The sequence below is a fragment of the Mucilaginibacter sp. SG538B genome, assembly GCF_013376065.1.
GTDB classification, from domain to species: Bacteria; Bacteroidota; Bacteroidia; order Sphingobacteriales; family Sphingobacteriaceae; genus Mucilaginibacter; species Mucilaginibacter rubeus.
Genome location: NZ_JABMJI010000001.1, coordinates 532,568 through 550,723, shown reverse-complemented (window position 1 = coordinate 550,723; position 18,156 = coordinate 532,568). Strand labels below are relative to the sequence as shown.

Sequence of the window (18,156 nt, the reverse complement as noted above, 5' to 3'; positions counted from 1 at the left end):
GTGTTTGATGACCTTTGCCTTCTTACTGAAAATTAATATCGGATATAGCCAACCCAATAATCCTACCTTTGACCAAAATCCTATTCCCCCTTCACCGGAAGCGCAGGCTTTTATGAAATATGGTATCTATCCCGTTGATTATAGTACGGGGGTTCCCAAGATAGAGATCCCGATATATCAAATTAGATCCGGTAAACTATCCTTACCCATTAGTTTATCTTACCATGCCAGCGGCGTTAAAATTAATGAGTTAGCAGGCTGTAGCGGGTTAGGATGGTCGTTGAATGCGGGAGGTTCGGTATCCCGTGTAATCAATGGCATTGAGGATGAGAATGGTTTCTTACAATATGATCATTATTCGGCATCTTATTTGGATAATTATACATTACCTGCCGGAGGAGATTACATGAATATTTATCAGTATGTCGCGGCTATCGCGTTTGGGAATAATACAGGTGACGGTAGATCAGATGATTATTTTTACAATGTTGGAAATGGGTTATCAGGACAATTTGTATATGATATCGGTAAGAACCTTCACCAGCGCTCATTTAGTAATAATATAATTACCCGGAATCTTGGTCAAAATACCTTTGAGATCATCGGCGAAGACGGTACGCATTACATATTTAACGACAAAGAGCTTGTTCACACTGCAAGAAGCTCTTGTCCAAGTTCTTGGTATATAAGCAAGATCATCTCCAGCGATGGCAAGGATGAGATCGATTTTGAATATAATTTCTTTCCTGGCAATGCCTACTTTACCGAATCCCAAACATTTAACAACAATAACCCGATAGCAAGTGATCCTTCCACTCAGCTTAAGATGGAGTGGCATCGTAATATTGTCACTTCAGACAACTCGGTATTGATTAAGCGGATCAAATTTAAGAACGGGTCAGTCGCATTTACTTATGAAGGCGGACGCAAGGATTTCATGAATAACAGATTGAGCGCCATAACAATTAATACCATCAATGCCGCCGGTACGGAAGTGCCGTTAAATAGCTATCAATTAGTACACACCTATTTTGGGGATGTGAATGCAACAAACCACCAGTTTGTTACAAGACTACGCCTGGATGAGCTCAAAAGACTGGATAAAAATAGCCAATATGTCAATAGCTATCATTTCCATTACAATCAAATGACATTACCTCCGATGATCGATCCGAACCACCCGGCGGGGCCAACATCAAATAGCGGGGAATTTGCGCAGGACTACTGGGGATATTATAATGGTCATTCCGAAAATACGCATCTGCTACCCTTAATTCCAGCCGGAGAAGGCAACCCTGCTAACCGGACATCGGATGAAACTTATATGAAAGCGGAAAGCTTGGAAAAAATCGATTATCCGACTGGGGGGTCAACTACATTTGAGTTCGAGGCCAACAGATATTCTGGCCAAGTTGGAGGATTACGTGTTACTAAGATAACGTCAACAGCCAGCGCCACCACAGTACCTGTAGTCAAGCAATATCAATACAGAGGCCCGGTATCCATTACGCCCAACGGTGAGCAATCCTACTATGTTTTTCTACAAAAATATGATAATGGCGTATCAGGAAATTATGGGGCCTATGACTGTCCTACTAAGGCTGTTTATTTCTCCGATCCGATTGTCCCGTCCGGTTCCCATCATGGGAGTCCCGTTATTTATACCTCTGTTGCGGAATTAATGGATGATGGCCAGGGGCAGAAACAGAAAACCGTATACACTTATGACGCAGAAGCCGATCAGGCTTATTCTGTTCCAGAAACCGGTAAATACGGGAATGTAACGTATTCGGATAAATCATGGGCCAGGGGAAATCTTCTCAGTACAACGTATTACAAATTTGTGAACAATAATTATGTACTGGTCAAGAGTATCACTAACCAGTATGATGCCAAACAAGTCAGTACGATCAATACCGGATTAAATTGTTTTATACAAACACTACATACACTGAATAGTGAAGGCAGGAATAATCCCGGAGGTTATCCACTTCCTTACGCTTACCCGGCATTTGGCCCGACTCCTCACCCCAGGTACTATGATTTCAATTATTTTGATGTCAATGAAGAAGCAGGTATAAAAAAAATTACGAGTACAGTGGAAACCGATTACGATAATAATGGCAATCCTACCACAAGTAAAACAACCAACCTTGTTTATAATAGTTCGGACCATCTGTTTCCTACACAAAAAGAGGAAACTAACAGTGACGGCACAAAGTACATAACTCAATATAAATACCCGCTGGATTTTCGTGGAATGCCTCCATACGATGCCATGATAAGGAATAACATACTTTCGCCAACCATCCAGGTTTTTAATTATAAAAATACAGTAAGCAACCTGCTATCCTTTCAGAAAACTAATTATGCAGATTGGGGAAATAATGTTATTGAACCGGCGACTATCGACGTACAGAAAGGGAGCAATCCGGTACAAACAATATTTAATTATCTGGGATATGATGAAGCAGGCAATATTGTCAGTACGGGAAAAACCGCCGGGCCATTAACCAGCTATCAATGGGGATATCAGCAGCAATATCCCGTTGTTCAAATCAAAAACGCAGCCAATACTTTAAAAACGACAGTAACATCTGTCGGAAATGGTTTCTCCGTACAATTCCCGGCTACTAGCAGAGATGTCAGTACCCGGCAATTTACGGTTGGAGCTAATGGCACTGCCAGCTTATCAATCGATTTTGGTGGTGATGAAGGAAGCGGTACTGTTCGTGCGGAAGTTTCCATAGGCATTACAGGGCCAAACAATTATAACTCGGGTTCCTTTTCGCTCTGTTTGGCCACCGGTACAGCTACGTGTGGAAATTACTCGTCGAACAGGGTCTTAACTGGGCTGGTTCCGGGAAGCTATACGCTGTCAGCCAGTATTTATGATGCTCAAAACCTGGTCATTCCCATTAACTTATCCGTTTCTTACTCAAGCCTAGTAGCTGTTGTTTCAGGTAACAAGGATTTTTACTTTGATGGTTTTGAAGAAAGCGGAGGAAACAGTGCCAATAACGATTGTCGAACCGGTCATTTAAGTCATACGGGAGCATACAGTGCGGTTTTAAATAATTTATCATCAAAGAGCTATGTTTTAAGTTACTGGGTGAAGAGTGGCAATAGCTGGGTTTTACAAACAGCTTCACCAGTAAGTGTAACAGGCGGAATGTATACGATAAGCATCCCTGGTGGGCAGATCGATGACGTCCGTTTTTGTCCGGTGGACGCGCAGATGACCACGTATACTTATGATCCATTAGTTGGTATGACCAGCATGACAGATCCTAAAAACGAGACGACTACTTATGAATATGATAGTCTTCAAAGGCTGAAGAATGTAAAAGATAAAGATGGGAATATTGTTAAACAGACCACCTATCATTACCAGGGACAATAAAAGCGGATTCTATTAAACCTTATCAGCATGCAAACACGATCATATTCAAATCATACTACATCAGGTAAACTGTTTCTGGCAATCCTGATGATATTGCTATCCCAGGGGTTGAAAGCTCAATATATAACCAGTCCGGCCCAGTTGAGTGCTCCTGCAACCACGCCGGGCAATTACTATAATGAAACAAGCATTACTTTATTGCCCGGCTTTATAGCTACAGCAACAAGCACCAACAGTTACAGTTATTTTATCCAGACCAGTTGCGTTCCGCTTAATATTAATTTAAGTCAAAACCAGAACTATATTCTGACATCTGTGCCCCGGGAGGCTGGTATTGATCCTGCAGGCATTAACACCAATTGTAAACTGATGCAAACGGTACAGTATATTGATGGTTTAGGCCGTTTATTACAAACCGTTCAGGTTAAGGGCTCACCCACCAGTAAAGATATCGTACAACCAGCGACATATGACCAGTTTGGGCGCGAAGCGAAGAAATACCTCCCTTACGCTATTACAAACGGAACAAGCAACGGAAGTTACAAATCAGATGCATTGACCCTAAATGCAGGCCAGGATCAGTTTTATAAAAGTCCACCTGCAGGGGTATCCGCCATTCCCTATCCATCAGAAAGTACCGGTTATGAGTCTTCTCCTTTAAACCGCATAGCAGAACAGGGTGCACCTGGGCAGCCATGGCAATTGTCAACCAGCGGCGTAACGGGCAGTGGCCATACAATACAGATGACTTATGGTAGTAACGTAACGGGCGATATGGTGATCCAGTGGGTCGTCAATACATCAGGGACGGGAGCGTCCGGACCTTCTAATTATGGTGCAAATCAACTGTACAAGACCACGACAACCGACGAAAACGGAAACGGTACAATAGAATTTACCGATAAAAAAGGACGTGTCGTATGTAAAAAGGTGCAATCAGGAGCTGCTTCTTACCTGACCACTTATTACATATATGATGATTATGACAACCTTGCCTACGTAATACCGCCATTACCGAGCGGCACAGCTTACCCCACAAGCTTTACAGAAGCGGATGCTATATTTACAAACTTTACATATGGTTATCATTATGACCTGCGGAACCGGCTCATAGAAAAAAAGATTCCGGGTAAAGATTGGGGATATATGGTTTATAACAAACTGGACCAGGTGGTTGCAACCCAGGACGGAGTGCAACGATCAAAAAGCACGCAGGAATGGAGTTTTACTAAGTATGATCAATTCGGCCGGGTAGCTTATTCCGGGATCTATCAATACCCGGGGAGTACACCACGTACCAGCTACCGACTGGCATTACAAACTACATTAGACGGGCAAAACACATTATGGGAAACCCAACAAACCACAGGTACCGGTTATCCCGGGACTGCCTGGCCGCAAGCGAATATCCTGCGCTACCTGGTATTGAATTACTATGACAATTATAATTTCCCCAATAAGCCATATAGCCCGGCTGTAAGCAACACACTGACCAATCCGACAGGATTGCCAACCGCAACAAAAACAGCCACGCTGCTGCCTGACGGAACTTACGGGGCGATGTTATGGACGGTGAACTTTTATGACAGTTTTGGGCGTGTGGCTCAAACCGACAAGCAACATTACCTGGGCGGGGAAGCAAATGCAAATACCAATAACTACGATGAAATAGACAATATCTATAACTTTAACAACCAGGTAACCACCACCACTCGTCATCATTATGTGGCCAATTCCCAATCCATTCTGGTAACCACCAATTATCAATATGATCATATGGGACGTAAGATACAGACCTCGGAGGCTATCAGCACAGGGCTCAGCCAGGCGCCGGAACCAACTATCATCTCGCGACAGGATTATAACGAGATCGGCCAGTTAAAAACCAAGCACTTGCACAGTGCCAACAAAGGAGTTAGCTACCTGCAGGATATTAGCTATACATATAATGAACGTGGCTGGCTGAACCAGATTAATGACCCATCAATAGCTCCCGCCCCGAATAAATTATTCAGCGAGAAACTGAATTACAATTTAGTTCAATTTGGCGCACAAGCCCAGTTTAACGGTAATATAGCTGAACAGCAATTCAATGCCGGTATCAGCGGCAATCAGCATGTCAGCTACAGCTATGATAACCTGAACCGGTTAAAAACAGGTATTTCTACTGCCGGTTTCAGTGAAACGATTAGTAATTATGACAACCTGGGTAACATTATAGGATTAACCCGTACAGCTCCTAACACTGCTTCCTTAACATACAGCTATATCGGGAACCAACTACAGCTGGTGAACAATAACGGTGTTACATTCCGTAGTTATCCGGCTTATGACCTAAATGGGAATGCTTCCAGTGATGGACAGGGGAATACGATCTTGTACAATATGCTCAATCTACCCAGGAGTATCGCTTCCAAAAACTTGAGTTATACCTATTCCGCGTCGGGAGAAAAATTGCGAAAGAACAGTAACGGAGCGATAACAGAGTATATTAATGGGATACAATACAGGACAGATGGAACAATAGATTTTGTGCAGACTGAAGAAGGCAAAGCAAACAGGAGCGGGACAAACTTCGTATATGAATATACCTTAACGGATCATTTGGGTAATAACCGGGTAACCTTCGATCAAAACAATGGCAAAGTTGGTGAGGATGACTATTATCCTTTCGGGCTGAACATACACCGGCAGTTAAATGGTGGAAATAAGTACCTTTACAATAATAAAGAGTTGCAAGAGGAGCTGAATCAGTATGATTATGGTGCGCGGTTCTATGACCCGGTGATTGCAAGGTGGGGGCATATAGACCCTAAGGCAGAATTGTATTTTTCAAGTACGCCTTACGCTTACGCATCTAATACTCCTGTAAATGCAATAGATCCTGATGGTCATATAGTTATTTTTGTTGCGGGTCAAAATACGGGGAATGGAGATAGACCTGAATATTGGCAAACAAGGGAAAGTGTTACAACATACTTTGCAGCAGGATTTAATGGACAAAATTTTGTTGAAGCCCAAACAGGAATGGTTACACGAGACTTTGCGCAGCAAGTAATGGATCATTTTGGCGATCAGAAGGCTAAATTTTTAGATGGCGCTAATGGAGGCTGGAGCAATACCCTTGAGGCTGGTATCGCTACTTATGGGATAGGAAAATCGAATCTTGATGCCGATTATAGGTATAACCTGGGTTCTGAACATCAAGGACTTGATATAGGAAAAATGATCAGTAACTTGAAAAGAGATAAGAATACGGGGGTAATTACTGAAAGTATAAAAGTTATTGCTCATAGTATGGGAGGTGCTTATGCTAAGGGATTGGTAGATGCAATAATTAAATATGTAAATGACCATCCCCAGCAATGTATAGGGTTGAGTATTTCTGAATTCGATTTTGATCCGTATCAAGGGGGGAGCTTAAAGGTAAATCCGGTGGTTAAAACCATGCAATTCATCCACAAGAATGATTGGAATGTCTTTGGAATGGGGTGGCTTGCTAGTGAAGAAGAGCAAGGTATTGATAAAGAAAATGTTAGAACTAATACAGGTTCAAGTACAGATCACGCTATTAGTACCTTTTTTAATGATATAAGTTCTTTGTCAGAGGGGACCTATAAATGGAACGGTAAAACATGGGTAAAGCAATAGAATAATATGTCAAAAAAAATATTTAGTCTAATATTAGTAACATTTCTCAGTGGCATAGTTTATTTTGGGTGGATTTACGGATGGATTTCATTTAAGTGGAATACGGATACGCCGGATGCTTTTTTAAATCATACGGTTCCCAATCAGCAAGTTTATCAAGAAGACAAAAGAACTTTGGTACAGGCTTTTACGGCTCAATTAAAAAGCCGAAGGGATTTCTTTAATGATTCTTCTTTTTCTGATTCTACTACCACCATAATTATTGATACCATAGTATATAGCCCCGATTTTAAAAAGATGGGTATACTGGTTATTGTAAAAAATCCGACTTATAAACAAATCATGCCCAAAAAAAATGTGAAATGGTTTTATAACTCAACTTGCTATTTGGGAAAGAGACGAGATACCGGTATTGATTTAAAAATATGTGGTCCGACTTTCACAAATGCCGATGATTTAAAAGATGCTTCTTATAATATCAGAGAGGGTTGTTTTAGAAGGTTTGTGGTTAAAAACAATACGGTTTACCCGTATAATCTAAATGATAAACGATTTTGGGAGTCAAAAACTTGGAAGCATTATTTTGATTAACCACTCACTACACTATCCAAAGAATCCCTTCTGAACTATTGCACGCCTTCGGTGTGCGAACAAGAATTGATAAGTAACAGTAAGCCCAACGCTTGGTTGGGCTTTTCTTTTTTCAAGCTTTTTCGTTCCTGCATATTAGCTAGCCGAGAATTAATAAAATGAATTTGCCATGCCGGATATATTATTGTATCCAAATCTATTAAAAACGAGTATAAGTATAGCAGGACGGAAATTCCACCAAAACAAATTAACCCACCGGAAAAAAATCAGCAAGGCTCCATTGGCTGACAAAGTCATTTGCAAAATAAACAACAATCAGCGTTCATACTATATTAAACAGATTGAGCATTTTGATTATACCACCTAAATCCATTTTTTATTTTTCTTAAATATTACTGTCATTAGAGACTTTACAAAAACATTCAAGAAACAGATTTACCTTTAAAAGTAGCCTCAGCATATCCTCAAGCCATTCAACACCATAGGGAAGCCGGCATAATTTTAAATTACCGTAAAAGAACAAAAATATTAAATATTCCGGAATTTTTAACTTAGAGATATCCCTCGATCATCAAGGATAAACCATCCTCATTCAATTCCGGTTTCGGGCCCAACCTTCCCTCCTTGTCGACTACAATGATCGTCGGGAACCCATGAACATCATCATCCTTGATAACCGGATGCTGATCGCCCTTTCCCTCCGTATACAATTTCAGCGCCAGCGGTGAAGCATACTGGTTTGTTTTTAAGGTACACAGCCATAGCTCCAGCGACTTATCGATGGAAACGGATAAGAACACGACGGGACGGTGCGCATACTTTTTTTCAAGTGCGTAAAGCGTTGGGGCCAAAGCCTTACAGGCCCCGCAACCTGTAAACCAGAAATCGAGGATGACTACCTTACCCCTGAAGCCGCTCAATTTTACCGGCCTGTCATTTTCGTCCTTCAGGACAAAGTCCGGCGCAACCGCTCCCGCCGTACTCCGCGCCCTGATCTTTTCCAATACCTGCCGGAACACGGAATAACTGACATACCTTAATGCATCTTCCATATCTGCTGCTGAAATTTCCGGGCTGTTCCTTTTAAGCATAAAAAGTTCCGTTACCAGTTGCTCCGCAAAGCTCCCCTGAAATGCCGGGATTCATACAAATAACAATCATGGAGCCTGAATTTCCGGCCGGCGAGGATACAGGAATCGACCAGGTATTGCCGGTAAATCATTTCCACCGCAAACTTCGATGCCGGCCTGTCTAAACTATCCGCGGCAACAAATGAAGGATAGCTGTTAAATGGCCTGGCGTACTTCCGTAAGGCGGTAATGTATTGATCCTGTACTGCTGCGGGTTTATTCAAGCAGGTGTAGGTTAAATATCCCAGTTTGGCGGTGATGGCCTCCGCCATCACCTCATTACGCAACCATTCAAATGCGGACCGGCCGATCCCTGATTTCCTTCTGTCGAGTAAGCGCAGGCAAGCCACGGCACAGGAATCGATCCCGGAAAAAGACGAAGCCAATTTCTCGGGTGCATAAACTGTTTTAAAGTGTTGCTTGCAACGGGCCGACAGGGTTTCCAATTGCAGCTGCACCTCAAAACGCTTTGCAGACCGGCCTTTAAACACGATTTCAGCTTTTTGAATCCCAAAGTCAAGGTCATCTCCCGGAAACATAAGCAATGGCCCTAAATCTGCCTGTCCGGGCTTATTAAACCGGATCAGGATAAACCGGGGTTGATCGTCATCCGGAATCTCCAGCGCAAAGTGGTTACCTGAGGCAGGAACAGTAAAAGAAGATTTGAGCTCACTTAACCTTCCGGCATAAGGAGAAACCGTAACAGCAATCGTATCCCCGTCTTTCAGGAAATCAGTTTGCCCGCTGATCTTAACCCTGTATTCAGCCGCAAATAGCTGAACACAGGTTAAAAACCATAGAAAAGTCAGAAAAATTATTTTTTTCATCATATTGTTTTCCTCATTGTCTTGGATTTTGGGTCAGGCCGCCCAACTCGACCTCGATATCCGGAATCGGGAACGCATACCTGGGGTCGTTCGGCGGCAAGGTATAAGTTGTACCATTAACCGTCCTTTGCAGGGTGACGGCAAAGCGGCTTTCCTGGTTGAGGCGGCGCAGGTCCGTCCAGCGAAGGCCCCGCAACAGCAATTCTTTCCGGCGTTCTTGCAACACCTGCAGCAGCGCGTCATCTGCACTTGACGCGGTATAGGGTATGACTGTCCCGGTCTTCCATCTTGTAAGCAGCAAGGTGTTTAATGACACCATCGCACCGGCGACATCCCCTCCCCTGGCCTGGCATTCGGCTTTGATCAGGTAAACTTCATCCGTGGCAAGTCCGTCATATTTCAACCCTTTGAAATCATAGGAACCGACAAAACGGGGGTATTGCGGCAAGCCGTCGAGGATCGTGAAGAATTTGGTTTTGCGCAGGTCATTCAGGTCATAACTGTTATACAGGCCGGGGCCTATATAACTGTCCCTCCGCACACTGTACACGACGTGCCCGACCATATTGGACTGGTAAATATCCTCTGACAGGTAAGTATTGTTAATCGCGGTCGTTGTCGGCTTGTTCAGCGTATTGTAATCGGTCAGCGTGGAAAACTGCGAAAGGCAGGCATTGGCGTAGGTCAGTGCCGACTGATAATCCCTGATGGCCAGACTGATCCGGGCCAGCAGGGCATTCACCGCGGGCTTTGACGGTGCAGTCCTGTAAACCGGGGTAACCGGTAAGGCAGGAAGCGCCGACCGGAGGTCATTTATAACTTTGGCATAACATTCCGCAATGCTCGACCTGCCCGGATGCGTATTGAGGTCGGAACTCAGCCGCAGGGGGATTCCCGGCTGATCTGCCGCCTTGCTTTGTTCATAAGGGAGGGCGAATGTTTGCAAAAGCCCGTAGAACGCCCAGGCCCGGTAAAATAAAGCGCTGGCCTTCACCTGCTCATACGAAGCTTTTTCGCCCGCTGATGGTGTAATGCCCGGCAGCGCACCCAGCACCACGTTGGCGTAGTACACCATCTGGTAGGGCGAGTTCCAGTCCGATGATTGCGTAGTGGAAGCATCGAATACCTCCTTCGCCCAGGTATAGGAATTACGGTCGGTCGATGATAATGTCGGGAACACGGCATCCTGGATCAGGAAATCGTCCGAAGCAATCTCGCCCAGTCCCGGGTCGGGCTGGCTGTTAAAAACATCTTCGTTCTGCAACAGGCCTTTGAGGCCTGCCAGTGTGGCCGGTGTTTTCAGGGCCTGGTTAGGCTTGGTGTTTAAGAAATCGTCCTGTTTCCTGCAACTGTTCAATGTCAGGCCCGTGATGCAGACGATGCACCCGAGCAAAGAGCAGGTGATTTTATTTTTCATGATTAGAATCGGGAGTTAAAGCCAATGGATAAGGTTCGCGGAAGCGGATATGCCCCCGCATACAGGTCCGGATCAAGGTGGTCCTTATTGGCACGCCAAAGGATGCCCGCGTTATTCAGGTAGGTAAAAACCTCCAGCCTTTTGAATACGGCGGTATGACCGCCAAACGGTTTGAAGGCATAGGCCAGGCGGATATCCTGTAGCCGGATATGGTCGCCTTTGTCGACCAGCGCCTGCGAATACTGATAGAAAGTATAGCGGTCGGTACCGGCGGGCGGCATCAATATGGAAGGAACCGTGGTATGCTGCTCATCGCCCGGTTTTTCCCAGCGCCTGGCACAATCGCTGTTCACCAAACCATAGGCGATCTGGTCATAAGACAACCCTGTCGATGACCTGCGGAAATAGTAGTTGAGCTTAAAAATGATATTGACGGAATGCGTCCAGTTGCTATAGCTGAAAGTATTTCGCAAGGAACCGAAGGTTGTCGGCCTGGAAGGGCCATTATAGTACAGGTCGGTTATCCCGGTTTTGGAAATGATGTTTTTATAATCGGTGCTCAGTTGTCCGTCAAGGTATCCCTGTGGGTCACCGGTATCATGGGTCAACGGCCCCGATCTGAAACTGTAGACACCATAGATAGGCTGGCCGGCGATCGGCGTGATCGTCCCGCCGTTCCCGCTGCCGGAAGCCAGGTAAACCAGTGCGGAGGCCGGGTTGTCATATACCGTTACTTTATCGGTGACATAACTGATCAGCAGGTTACTGGTCCACCTGAAATCCTGCCGGTAGATATTGCGTGTGTTGAGCACGATATCAAAGCCATGTCCGGAAGTGCCGGCCGTATTCCCGAAAAACGTCGTAAAACCTGCCGAGGCGGCAGCGGCGAGGTCCCGAAAAGATCAATGCCCCGTTTTGTGTAATATTCGAAACTGCCCGAAAGCAGGCTGTTTTTCAGGGTGTAGTCCAAACCGAGGTTAGCGATCCGCACCTTTTCCCAGCGCAGTTCCGGGTTACCCGGGCTGTTAACGATATTATAAGGAACACCGGAATAGTAAGCATTGCTTTGCTGTTCGAGTGTTGTGATGGCAGACGCGCTTTTATTGACATTCGCGTTATAGCCATAGGTAGCCCTAACCTTTAAGTAAGGCAGCCAGGACAGGTGATAAAAGGATTCCCTGCTGATATCCCAGGCAAGGCCGGTTGAATATAATGGTACTGATTTGTGATTGGTCGCCACGCCAAAGAGGTTGGAGCGGTCGATCCTGCCGCTGAAGGAAAAAGTATAGCGGTCAAGGTAGGTGTAGGCGGCATTTCCAAAATAAGAAATATAATGATCGGTGAGTTTTTCGAAGCCAAGGTTGGTCGGGATCTGTGCGGCACCGCTCTCCGGGTTCAGGTTAAAGTAGCTTGCATAGTCGATCTGCGCAAAGCTGCTGCGGGTAGCCTTGTCATAGCCGTAAACCGTCCCGCTGCGGCTTTCCGTGATGGCTGAACTGATCTCACTGCCGATGATCACACTGACGCGGTGCCCGGCTGCAGGCTCCCGGTCAAAACTGATCTGCCCGCGCGCATGATGCGAGGTTAGCGAGCCGTCCGATTGCTGCAGTATCCCTTCATTGGGGACCGGGTAGGTAAAAGAGCCGTTACCGTTGGGCTGTGCATACTGGTTGACTAAGTTGCGGGTATAAAAAGTTGCCGGGCTGTAATAATTATCGGCATTGCTGGTTTGTTTTTCAAACTGGTATTTGACAGAGATATCAAGGCCGGCGATCAGGCGGTATTGCGTCCCCACATTGATCCGGTTCTCGACGGATGAACCGGTGTTATCGGCGTTCCTGAGTTCGTCCAGCGGGCGGTAAAGCCAGTCGAGGTAACCTTGCTGTTGCGCGTTCTTCGCAAAGTCATAGTTTAAACTTTTAACGATCGCTGAAGGATTGCCGTTCGCGTCAGCGAAAGACTCGTAGGGAAATGTAAAGTTGACGTAAGGCCCGCCCACTGTTGTATTCGCGGCGGTGCTGTTGGCGTTCGATTTTGTTTGTATATAGTTAACGGCGGCCGAAACCTGCAGACCCTTCAACGGGAAAAAGTTATAGTTGGCGTTCAGGGTGATCCGGTTATTGTTATTGCCGGTCAGTGTCGCTGTATTGCGGTCTTCCCCTGCTGAAAAGTAATAATCGCTTTTGTCGCCCCCGCCGCGGAAATTCAGGCTGTACTGCTGCAGGAAACCCCGCCGGTAAAAATACTTATCCAGTTCACTCCGGGTATCCTGCTTTCGAAGCGCATTGAGCTGCGCTTCGGCTGTTGCCGCGGACAAGGTACCCGCCCGCTGCGCGGCCAGGATAGCAACGACCGGCGAAGTCACCCGAAGCGGGTCGCCGATCTGGCCGTCATAAAAACCGGTTTTGAAGAGGCGCTGCTCGATATCGGTATAGTCGGATGAATTTAAGTAGCCGGGACTGTAGAAAAGGTCGGGTTTCGCGGTAGCTGTCACGTTGCCATTAAGCTCTATCGCCAGTTTTTCATTGCGCCTGCCTTTTTTGCTGTTCAGTACGATCACGCCGTTACCAGACCGGACACCCCAGATGCTTGCCGCCGCGGCATCTTTCAATATGGTGATGTTCTCGATGTCGTTCGGGTTGATATTGTTGATATCCCCGTCAAAAGGAAACCCGTCCAGTACGACCAGCGGTTGGCTGTTGGAAAAAAGGGTATTGGTCCCCCTGATACTGATATCGCTGTTGCCCCGGGATGAGTTACTGGTATTACGGTTAAACAACAATCCCGGTACAACGCCTTCGAGCCTGCTGACCATATCGCTCCCGGTGCGGCGGTTGAGCAGTTCGTTGTTCAGCTGCGAGAACGAACCGGTTGCACGTTCCTTCGGGATATTCTGGTAACCGGTCGATACCACGCTGACTTCCGTGATCGCTGCCATGACCGGTTGAAGTATAATTTTTTGATAAGGCATACCCGTTTTGACGGTGAAGGTATAAGGCCTGAACCCGATGAAGGAGACAGTAACTTCCTCCCCGGCCTCCGCCGTGAAGGCGAATTTGCCCGCTTCATCGGTGTAAAAGTAACCGCCGCGCCCGGTGATACGGATCGTCGCGGAGTTGAGCGGGTGTCCGGCTGTATCCGCGACCTCCCCGCTGACATTGACCAGAATCCTGGTAGCCGCTGGCTGCCTTACCTGCGGCACGGGGTCCTTTTTGCTGATGACCACCATTTTTTCCTGCAGTACATAGGTCAGGAGCTGGCCCTCAAATATCATTTGCAGGACCGGGATTAATTCTTTCTGCCGCACATAGATGGTGACGGGTCTGGCATAGGCGGTTACATCTTCCGGTAATATGAAATCATAGCCGGTCTGTTGGCTGATCTTTTCCATAACCGACAGCAGGCTGCTGTTCTTTTCTGCCAGGGTGACTTTTTGCATCAACGGCCTGGCACGGGCCTGCATGTTAAAGAACACCATCAGCACGGCCGCGAGCCGGAAGGCTTGCAACACCAATGAAGCACGGCGGTGCGGCCGTACCAATTTTTCTTTGTAAAAAGTGTACATTCGTTGTTGGAGTTGGGGTGCGTTGCGGCCGTTCATTTTCGAGACGGTCCGGCAGCAGCGCTGTTCGTTAATCGTTCAAACTGTTAAGGGACACCAGCTTAAAGCCAGGTTACCGGGTGTGCCCGGTTCCTGGCTTTTTACTAACTGATTCTTATTCATAAGGAATTACTTCATTACCATTACCCTCCTTCCTTCGACTTTAAAGTGTATGATTTTGGTGGCCCGGAGGGCGCTCAGCACCTGGCTGATATTTTTGTTACGGGAGATCCTGCCGTTCAGCTTTTCCCGCGGTTTTTCTCCTTCGTAATACACCTCGATACCATACCACCTGGCCAACTCACGCATTACTTGCTCAACAGGGGTATTATCAAACCGGAAATAACCGTTCTTCCAGGCCATGATGGCTTCAGTGTTGGCGTTGCTAATTGACATTCCGGCGACGGTAAGCATCGATAGTTTACCCGGTCGAAGTATTCTTGTTAAACGTTGATTACTGCTGCTGACGGTTACGCTGCCCTCCAGTAAAGCAGTACTAGTCTGCGGCTCATCCGCGAAGGCCCTGATGTTAAAATGTGTGCCGAGTACCCGAAGCTCCTGGTGGCGGGTTTGCACAATGAAAGGGTGGCGCCGGTCTTTGGCCACTTCAAAATAGGCCTCTCCCGCCAACGAGATCCTTCGTTCTCCACGGTTCCGGAAGCTGGCAGGAAAAGTAAGTGATGTTGAATTATTCAGCCAGACTTTCGTACCGTCCGAAAGGGTCAAAGCCCAGATGCCACCTTCAGGAGTCCTGATGTTGTTTTCATGATCGTTGATATCGGGACCGCCGTCCTTGTGATCTTCGTAAACCAATTGCCCGGCACTATTCTTTACAAGCCAGGTGCCATGCTGGACAGCGAGGGGGCCGTTTGCGGCCTCCTCAAGGTCGATCACCTTACCATTCGCTAAAGTAAGCACAGCTCGGTTGCCTCCCGGAGGTATATCCCGGCGCAGGTTATTCACGACCATGTCAGGTTTATTAAATAGAAGCGCTATGATCAGGGATATTATCGTAATGCTGACGGCTGCTGCAGCCAGTATAAAGCCGGTTATTTTTTTCCGGCTGTTTCCCGGAAGCTTTTGAAAGATCTGTCTGCCTATCGCTGTTATCTTTTCCGGCGAAATGTCAATTGGCAGCTCTCCATGTTCCAGGTACCAGGCTTCGAGTGTGGCTTTCTGCTGATCTGTTAATTTCCCTTCGGCATACTTCCTGGCCAGTTCTTTAAATCGTTGTACTTCCATATCCATACAACCGGGATAACCCGGTTTATTAGACAAGACAGTTATCACACACACGACAGGAAAAAAAATTTAATTTTTCGGCCAATCTGTGAGTTTTCAATTAAACGGCATACATACTATTTCCAAGTATGATGCCTCATTCAAAGTATGTAATATGGTGAGATGGCACATTCCATCATCGCATACAAAGACACAATTGAGATCGCAAGTTTGAATTTTGGTGCGACAAATTTTTTAATGTCATCCTTCGTGTATAACGTTTTACATGCAGAGGATTTTAATAATGGGGTATCAGGCAATGGGAATAGCTAGTACTATAGCCAGGAAGATATTTTAAAAGCTTAGACTGCATTAGCCTATTATGAATTGGAACCTTTCGAAATGGTAAGGAACATTAAAAATGAACAATAAGCCTCGCATATTATCAGCAATCTATCCGGTATCAACCTTGCGCCTCAGGACTGTTTTTCGACACAAATACGCTGCCGACTGCCATCATCGAAAATAATTCCGGATAGCTTGAAAGCGAACAAACATAATTCAAACAGCGGGGTATAAAAATCAAACTGTGGTCAAGGCAGGTCAACCACTTTTTTGTCGACGTACCTTTATTTTAACACCAGCGTAAAAATAGAAATCGCCAGCGGCAGTTTAAGACAATAGATCTTCTGTGGAAAGGATTTTTAAACAGTTTCGTTTGTATTAATTTCGCGGTATGGAAGCGCACCACGAAAACAGGGTCTATTATTTTCATCTCAAGTCCCGGAAAGAGAATGAAATTAAAATAACTATGTATGGAACACTCTATACTTTCATCAAATCAGGAGAAACCTGGATCAATAACCCTTCCAATGTGATGGAAATGAAAAAAGGTCTGATTGCTGCAGTCATGGTTGCTATAGGTGAAATCTGAGCAATTTTTTAAAGAAAATTTAAGCACCACACATCATCTTTACACATTATTTAGTCGGCATTGCAACATTTTATGTCTGCAGCACTCCTGTGTGCAGACAGTTAAGCACGTTCTTAATCTTATGCTTTATTCCAAGAAGGGTTAATAACTTCCTTGACGGATTGGTGGGTAAACCAATAGCACTGACCCCTCTTCACCAATTTGCTTTCTTTTCCTAAACGCTTGAAATCAAGCACTAAGGTGGTCATTTTAAAATTGGCCAAACTGGGTCAATCAGGTGTGGTTTATCCAGTCTGGCTACTGTTGGCGATCACAATGCTTAATAAGCTGGCCTGGCTACCGTTATAATTAAAGGTGATTGTCCCATTTGGGAAGGTTACTGACGATAAAACCTGTTCCTGACTTACTTCTGCATACCCCGAAGTTCCTATACTGTAGGAATAGGTGTTCATATTCGCTCCTCCGTTATCGCTTATACCCATTACGCTTGAAAAATTTGAACGAGTCACAGGATTAACGTTATACTTGAAATCATCCCAGATGGTGAGAGTCTGGTTAGGCAGCAACAAACTCTGCCTGCTTATTTTGTTATAATTGAAATTAATGACGTTATTCCCCCCGGTAGAATAATTTGCCGAAGCATCCAGCCGGTAGGATCAATCAGGTTAGATGACATTTCCACGTACTGGTTCGTCGAGGCTGTAGTACCATCACTTCCAAAAATATACTGGACACTCTTTTCATCAATAACAGAAAATCCTGAAATTGACGAAAGCGTGCTATTGTAGTTAGTTGTGATCTGTAAGGGGGCATCAGGGATGTTGACCGAAGTAAAACTGGTTCCGTTAAATTTCAGAATAAAGCTGTTATCATGGCCTGGCAGGTGCACTGAAAATATATCGAACTGCCCGTCAATTCCCAGGGAGTTACCGTCAATATCCGAAGCGGGGGAGGCAATCTTCACTACGTAATCAGGATCGTTCCCTGTATTCGTCATATTGTTGGTTTTAAACCGTTCGTCGGCCTTGCCCATAATGGTACAGCTGATCCTGAACCCCGGAAACAATGAACCATCCATATCCAACTATGCCCCAGGATTGGTTTACTTTAACTCCCGAGGAATTATATCTTAAACCAAAAGGAATGCTTAGACCTGGAAGCTGTAGATTATACAGCGGAATAGAAATATCCATGGTCCCTGTAGAGCCATTAGCCGCATAACCTAAAAAACGCTGGAACTCCCGAGATTGTGGCCCTGGTGGAATGATTTTTGGCAATGTTATCCCATTGGGGTCCTGAGCATGGATAGTTTTGGGGAGCGCCTGTAATAACAAAACCGCTAAAAACGAAAAAATGTATTTCATCGAATAAGATGTAAGGT

The 18,156-nt window shown here is 45.5% G+C and carries 13 protein-coding genes; 4 read left to right on the top strand and 9 right to left on the bottom strand.

Features of this window, described 5'->3' with window-relative positions:
* Positions 1-7 precede the first annotated feature (7 nt).
* From FHW88_RS02255 to FHW88_RS02245, 3 genes are read left to right on the top strand one after another with little or no spacing between them, the layout of a single operon-like run.
* Positions 8-3,403, top strand: a complete 3,396-nt coding sequence (locus tag FHW88_RS02255) for an RHS repeat protein (RefSeq protein ID WP_176622809.1) — start codon at positions 8-10, stop codon at positions 3,401-3,403.
* A gap of 27 nt (positions 3,404-3,430) precedes the next feature.
* Positions 3,431-7,054, top strand: coding sequence for a DUF6443 domain-containing protein (locus tag FHW88_RS02250; RefSeq protein WP_176622807.1), 3,624 nt, complete (start codon positions 3,431-3,433; stop codon positions 7,052-7,054).
* A gap of 6 nt (positions 7,055-7,060) precedes the next feature.
* Positions 7,061-7,645, top strand: coding sequence for a hypothetical protein (locus FHW88_RS02245; RefSeq protein ID WP_176622805.1), 585 nt, complete (start codon positions 7,061-7,063; stop codon positions 7,643-7,645).
* Positions 7,646-8,196: 551 nt separating this feature from the next.
* Here FHW88_RS02245 and FHW88_RS02240 read toward each other — a convergent pair.
* The 6 genes from FHW88_RS02240 to FHW88_RS02215 all read right to left on the bottom strand — a co-directional run bounded on the left by FHW88_RS02240 (position 8,197) and on the right by FHW88_RS02215 (position 15,898).
* Positions 8,197-8,736 (bottom strand): TlpA family protein disulfide reductase, encoded by a 540-nt coding sequence (locus tag FHW88_RS02240; protein WP_176622803.1) that lies wholly within the window; start codon positions 8,734-8,736, stop codon positions 8,197-8,199.
* 11 nt (positions 8,737-8,747) lie between these two features.
* Positions 8,748-9,605: a hypothetical protein gene (locus FHW88_RS02235; protein ID WP_176622801.1), complete on the bottom strand. Its 858-nt coding sequence runs from the start codon at positions 9,603-9,605 to the stop codon at positions 8,748-8,750.
* Between the two features lie 10 nt (positions 9,606-9,615).
* Positions 9,616-10,959 carry a RagB/SusD family nutrient uptake outer membrane protein gene (locus tag FHW88_RS02230; RefSeq protein WP_176622798.1) on the bottom strand — a complete coding sequence of 448 codons (1,344 nt, stop codon included), beginning with the start codon at positions 10,957-10,959 and terminating at the stop codon, positions 9,616-9,618.
* Between the two features lie 62 nt (positions 10,960-11,021).
* Complete coding sequence (locus FHW88_RS02225) at positions 11,022-11,831, bottom strand: hypothetical protein (RefSeq protein WP_176622796.1); 810 nt, start codon at positions 11,829-11,831, stop codon at positions 11,022-11,024.
* Positions 11,774-14,482, bottom strand: a complete 2,709-nt coding sequence (locus FHW88_RS02220; RefSeq protein ID WP_176622795.1) for a SusC/RagA family TonB-linked outer membrane protein — start codon at positions 14,480-14,482, stop codon at positions 11,774-11,776. Before FHW88_RS02220 ends, FHW88_RS02225 begins: the two co-directional genes overlap by 58 nt.
* A 267-nt stretch (positions 14,483-14,749) precedes the next feature.
* Positions 14,750-15,898, bottom strand: a complete 1,149-nt coding sequence (locus tag FHW88_RS02215; RefSeq protein WP_176622793.1) for a FecR family protein — start codon at positions 15,896-15,898, stop codon at positions 14,750-14,752.
* A 679-nt stretch (positions 15,899-16,577) separates the two neighbouring features.
* Between FHW88_RS02215 and FHW88_RS02210 the strand changes: the two genes are divergently transcribed.
* On the top strand, positions 16,578-16,775 hold the full coding sequence (locus FHW88_RS02210) for a hypothetical protein (RefSeq protein ID WP_176622791.1): 198 nt from the start codon (positions 16,578-16,580) through the stop codon (positions 16,773-16,775).
* A 284-nt stretch (positions 16,776-17,059) separates the two neighbouring features.
* Here FHW88_RS02210 and FHW88_RS02205 read toward each other — a convergent pair whose 3' ends face one another.
* From FHW88_RS02205 to FHW88_RS02195, 3 genes are all read right to left on the bottom strand, one after another.
* Complete coding sequence (locus tag FHW88_RS02205) at positions 17,060-17,227, bottom strand: hypothetical protein (RefSeq protein ID WP_176622789.1); 168 nt, start codon at positions 17,225-17,227, stop codon at positions 17,060-17,062.
* Positions 17,228-17,355: 128 nt separating this feature from the next.
* Positions 17,356-17,853, bottom strand: a complete 498-nt coding sequence (locus tag FHW88_RS02200; protein ID WP_176622787.1) for a hypothetical protein — start codon at positions 17,851-17,853, stop codon at positions 17,356-17,358.
* Positions 17,783-18,139, bottom strand: coding sequence for a hypothetical protein (locus FHW88_RS02195; protein WP_176622785.1), 357 nt, complete (start codon positions 18,137-18,139; stop codon positions 17,783-17,785). Before FHW88_RS02195 ends, FHW88_RS02200 begins: the two co-directional genes overlap by 71 nt.
* Positions 18,140-18,156: the final 17 nt, after the last annotated feature.